Raw genomic sequence first — 5,602 nt, 5'->3', positions numbered from 1 at the left:
TTTTGCTTCTTTTACTAGCTCTTTTTCTTGTTGTAGTTCTTGTTCTGCTAAGGCGAGTTTCATTTTTACGAGGGTTACTTTTCCTCTTTCATCTTGTCCTCGCATACTCAGATAATCGTATGCTCCCAGTTCTTGTTCACTCCAATTAAATTTATTTGCCATTTGATATGCTAATAACAAGCCCTTATCAGTAGTACTTTTAGGAATATCATTTAGTTTATTTGAATTCTTTAGAAAAAAGCCCATTGTTCTGTAATGGTAAAGCATTCTTCATTCTTTCTTATCAAATTTCAAGAGTTCTACAAAATTATATTCTGTTCCCTTTAGCTCGTGAGCGTCTGTTTTGGCATCCAATAAAATATGCCTCGTAAGATAACTGGGATTACTAAAAAAATTAAATTTAATAACTCCTATAAAAATAAGGGGATTGAAAATCACATACTCTTTTCCTTCTGCAATTTGACTCACAAAATCCTTATTTGTATAATAATGCACACGGTTTTCAAATCCATCCGGTTCTTCTACTTGCATCTCTACTATGTAATTTTTTTTCTTTTCATCTATCACTTTTACATCTAAAATAGATTGCTTTTTTTTCTTACCTCTGGCAATTGATACGGAGGTTTAAAATCAATATACATAGTTTTGCTTCCATCAGCAAGTCCTAATACAGCATTGAGAAAGGAAAGGAGTATCTCATGACTTTGCTCACATCCAAAAATTTTCCTAAAAGCCACGTCATTTGTTACATTTACAAATTTGTTTATCATAATAATATATTAAGTTTTTATGGAATAGTAATATGATAATTTTTAATTAAAAATAAACATATTTAAAAAATTCTCTATTATTTCTCTTTTATAAAAAATAAAAAATTTAAATAACTCTCTCACAATGTATATGATACCAGATAAAAACAAAGCGGCGATAGGATTTATATTCATTACTTTATTAATAGATGTGATAGGAGTAGGGATTATAATACCTGTATTCCCTAAATTAATAGCGGAGCTCACTCATGAAACAAATAGTTCTTCTGCTCGTTATGGTGGATGGTTGTTCTCATCTTATGCTATAATGCAATTTTTATTTGCTCCTATTTTAGGAGGGCTTAGTGATAGATTTGGAAGACGCCCTGTTATCTTGTGTTCTTTATTTGGATTTGGAGTGGATTATCTTATTCTTTCTTTTGCTCCCAATATTACTTGGTTATTTATAGGACGTATCTTAGCAGGTATCACAGGTGCAAGTTTTACAGTCGCTTCCGCTTATATTGCTGATATAAGTACTCCCGAAAAAAGAGCACAGAATTTTGGTATCATTGGAGCATCTTTTGGTTTAGGATTCATTATAGGTCCTCTTATAGGAGGGTTATTAGGACAATTCGGTTCTCGTGTTCCATTTTATGCTGCTGCATTTTTAGTGTTTCTCAATGGAATATATGGAATTTTCATACTCCCCGAATCACTCGCTCCCGAAAACCGAAGAAAATTTGATTGGAAAAGAGCAAATCCCATAGGTTCTTTTATAAAATTACAAAAGCATAAAGATATACTGTTATTACTCATAGTTTTTTTTCTGGCATACACTGCCTCACATTCATTACAAAGCACATGGACGTTCTTTGTCATTGAAAAATTTCAATGGAATGAAAAAATGATAGCATTCTCTTTGGCTTTTGTAGGAATAATGGCTGCTATAGTCCAAGGAGGGCTTATAAGATTCATTATTCCTAAACTTGGAGTATATAAAACCCTCATAACAGGTATTTGTATATCTGCTACCAGTTATTTTTTGTATGTATTTGCCTCTGAAGGGTGGATGCTCTATCCTATTATATTTCTTGCTTCTTTTGGGGGAGTAGCAGGTCCGGCTATACAAAGCATCACAACTCAAAAAATACCCTCTAACGAACAAGGAGAACTTCAGGGGATAACAACCAGTTTGATGAGTATAGCATCTATAATAGGTCCTTTTGTGATGACGTATATTTTTTATTCTTTTACAGCAGATAAAAATGCCCCTCTATATTATTTTCCTGCCGCTCCATTTATATTAAGTTGTGTATTAGTATTATGTTCTCTTCTATTCGTATATATATATATCCATAAAGAGAAAAAACAACCGAGAAATGTATCATAAAAAGAACTATTTAATATTTTTATGCCACAAACACACGAATGTATTTATTTTTCATTATACAAATCCTGAAAGGATGAAAAAATCATAATTTTATCTCTTTAAGATTTGTATAAAATCATTTTTTATTCACTGATTAAAATAATAGATAAAGAGTTACCATCTAACTAAAAATGTTTTTAGAACTTAAACCGAAAGTTTTATATTTTGTTTCATCATAAAAAAGAAAAAAAATACTTCAAAAAAAAATATTTGAAAAAAAGAAAAAAAAGAGTAACTTGCATTTATACGCTTGAAAACTTAAAAATAGATTTGCATTACAATAATTAACTAAAAACAAAAATGGTTTTATATTTTTTATTTGAAGAGTTAAGAATAGATATTATAGGATATAAGTGGAAAGGAGAGTTTCAAATATTTTTGAAATGCTTTTTTTCTTATTATCTAAAAGCTATTTTTTTATATTTTAATATATTATTATTAATGGCACAAAAAACCAATATTTTATAAATGGAAGGTTTTTGTGTCTTTTTTATTTTTAAAGCGTATCTATATTATTTAATATATTAATAATTTAATTTTTTAAAAGTCAATTTATGAAGTTTATAGTAAGTAGTTTCATTTTATGTATGCTCATAGTATCATTAGTACAAGCACAAGGGGTTACCAGTGCAAGTTTAAATGGTAGAGTATTAGATGACAAAGGTGAAGGGGTACCAGGGGCAAATATTATTGCAACGCACACACCCTCTGGATCAGAATATGGAAACATCTCTCAGCTGGATGGCTCATTTGCTGTTCCTGGTATGAGAATTGGTGGTCCGTATACAGTAAAGATAAGTTTTGTAGGTTACAAAGAAGTAACGTATACAGATATTTATTTGAGTTTAGGAAGCGAGGTTACTTTACCCGATGCAAAGCTGGTGACAGAAGATCTGCAGTTGGAAGCAGTAACTATTGCGGCATCAAGAGATGATGTTTTTAATGGAAATAAAACAGGTGCAGGCACTAATATCACCAAAGAAGCCTTTGCTTTACCTACATTAGGACGTTCTATCAATGATTTTACCCGATTAACCCCTCAGCTCAGCGGCTCAGGTTCTTTTGCAGGATATGATTCAAGATATACAAATCTTACTTTAGATGGAACAGTGTTTAACAGTAGCTTCGGATTAGGATCAGGATCGGTTGGCGGTAGAACTAATGCTGCTCCCATATCCTTAGATGCTGTAGAACAGATACAGGTAAATATTGCTCCTTACGATGTGCGTCAGGCAGGTTTTTTAGGAGCAGGTGTCAATGCAGTTACCAGAAGCGGAACAAATGAATTTTCTGGCTCTATCTTTGTAAACAATAGAAATGAAAATTTCGTAGGGAACAAAGCAAGAACGGTAGATGTGGTAGCAACCAAGTTTAATGTAGTCCAATCGGGATTTAGATTAGGCGGTCCTATTATTAAGAATAAAGTTTTTTTCTTTGTAAATGGAGAATTAGAACAGAGAACAGATCCTGCTCATCCTTTTTTAGCAAATGAAGGAGGGCAAACAGAAGGCGGGAATACTACTCGAGTTCTTAAAAAGGATTTAGATGATCTCAGTAGCTTTCTCAAGAATAAATACGGCTACGAAACGGGTGACTATCAGGGATATAACTTTGCAATACAAAGTTATAAACTCATAGCAAAATTAGATTTTAATATTAATAGAAATAATAAATTCAGTGTTCGCTATAGCTTCTTAGGTTCTTCTCGAGATCAGATTATTTCTAGTAGCACTTCATTAGGGCTTTCTGGAAATAGAATAGGAATTCAAGCGCTCAGTTATACAGCATCTAATTATGTGCAATTAGAGAACGTTCACTCAGTAGTAGGGGAATTAAACTCTACCTTTGGAGGAGGAAAATTTTCTAATGTATTACAAATCGGCTATACTTCTCAGATAGAAGACAGAGAGAAAATAAAAACTCTTTTCCCTTTTGTAGAAATATTGAATGGCGGGAGTACTTATATAAGTTTTGGTTCGGAGCCATTTACTCCTAACAATCAATTGAATTATAGCACTTTTCAAATACAGGATAATTTTACTTATTATTTTAATAAAAATCATGTATTTACAGCGGGATTCAATTTAGAATATTTTTCATTTAGAAACGTATTTTTTCCAGGTTCGCAGAGTGTTTATGTGTATAATTCTTTATCGGATTTTTATGCTGATACAGATGCTAATACTACCAATAATCCAACAGTGAGAAGGTTTCAGTTACGGTATTCTGCTTTAGAAGGGGGCGGAGAACCCGTGCAACCTACCAAAGTAACCTATACAGGATTATATATACAGGACGAATGGCATATAGGAAAAAACATAAAAATAACACCTGGTATCAGAGTAGATATTCCTTTTTTCGAAAGCACAGGATTAGAAAACCCTGTAGTAAGTGGATTATCATTTAATGATGCATTAGGAACTTCGGGATATAAAATAAATACGAGCACTCTTCCAAAAGCAAGTCCTCTTTTTTCTCCCCGAATAGGATTGAATTGGGATGTGTTTGGAAATAAAACTTTACAGATACGAGGAGGAACAGGGATTTTTACAGGGCGTCCCGTATTTGTCTGGATTTCTAACCAAATAGGAAATAACGGCATGCTTACAGGATTTATTCAAAACGATAATACCAAAACAAATCCTTTTAATCCTAATCCTGCAACCTATATTCCCGCAAACGCATCAGACCCTGCTAACAAACCAAAGTCAGTAGAAATTGCCGCTAGCGATCCAAACTTTAAATTCCCGCAGATATGGAGAAGTAATATTGCTTTTGATCTCAAAATACCTGGAGGGCTTATCTTTACCACAGAATTTTTATACTCCCAAGATGTGCAAGGAATTGCATATTTCAACGCAAATCTCCCTACAAATCAAGGAGTATATAAAGGAACTGATGGGAGGACTCATTACTGGAGATTCCCTACTACTGTCACCAGTGGTGTGATAACAGGAACAGCAGTGAATAGAATTCCCGAAAATAATACCTCTACATTTACTGCTACAAGTGCAGAAGTATTCAGTAATAACACGGGAGGATATGCTACTTCTCTCACTTTTAAGTTAGAAAAGACAGTAGAAAAAGGATTCTTTGGCTCTGTGGCATATAACTTCGGAGTATCCAAAAGTAAAATTGACCCAGGATCTATAGCATCGGGATCATGGACAAGTAATGCTATTTATGGAGACCCCAATGATCCAGGTATCGCTTTTAATAATAATGACCAGAGACATAGAGTAGTAGGTGCTTTAGGGTATAGAATAGAATATGGAAAATTTGGAGCAAGCCAATTTTCTCTCTTCTGGGAATCTCGTAATCAAGGAAGATATAGTTATATTTATTCTACGGATATGAACGGAGATAGGGCAACAAACGACCTCATCTATGTTCCTACTAACGCTGAGAATACCCAAGAGAT

At 33.2% G+C, this 5,602-nt stretch carries 3 protein-coding genes and 1 pseudogene; 2 read left to right on the top strand and 2 right to left on the bottom strand.

Going from position 1 to position 5,602, the window contains the following annotated elements; translation table 11 throughout:
• Together QM536_01200 and QM536_01195 are read right to left on the bottom strand one after the other, a co-directional pair.
• Nucleotides 1–246 (bottom strand): hypothetical protein (locus QM536_01200; protein ID MDI9355628.1); only part of this gene is annotated, 246 nt, incomplete at its 3' end.
• 24 nt (nucleotides 247–270) lie between these two features.
• A pseudogene (locus tag QM536_01195) lies at nucleotides 271–770 on the bottom strand (Rpn family recombination-promoting nuclease/putative transposase).
• Nucleotides 771–900: 130 nt separating this feature from the next.
• Between QM536_01195 and QM536_01190 the strand changes: the two are divergent.
• Together QM536_01190 and QM536_01185 are read left to right on the top strand one after the other, a co-directional pair.
• The gene (locus tag QM536_01190; GenBank protein ID MDI9355627.1) at nucleotides 901–2,142 is read left to right on the top strand and encodes a TCR/Tet family MFS transporter; all 1,242 of its coding nucleotides are present in this window, start codon (nucleotides 901–903) and stop codon (nucleotides 2,140–2,142) included.
• 593 nt (nucleotides 2,143–2,735) lie between these two features.
• The coding region (locus tag QM536_01185; GenBank protein MDI9355626.1) for a carboxypeptidase regulatory-like domain-containing protein at nucleotides 2,736–5,602 on the top strand (2,867 nt) is incomplete at its 3' end.

This window comes from Chitinophagaceae bacterium (genome assembly GCA_030053935.1).
Lineage (GTDB): Bacteria > Bacteroidota > Bacteroidia > Cytophagales > JASGCU01 > JASGCU01.
Note: the sequence above shows the minus strand (reverse complement) of the source record. Positions and strands in the feature narration are given on the sequence as shown.

Excerpts from the sequence above, each read along its gene's own strand:
- QM536_01190 (MDI9355627.1), top strand. The coding sequence starts at position 901 with ATGATACCAGATAAAAACAAAGCGGCGATAGGATTTATATTCATTACT.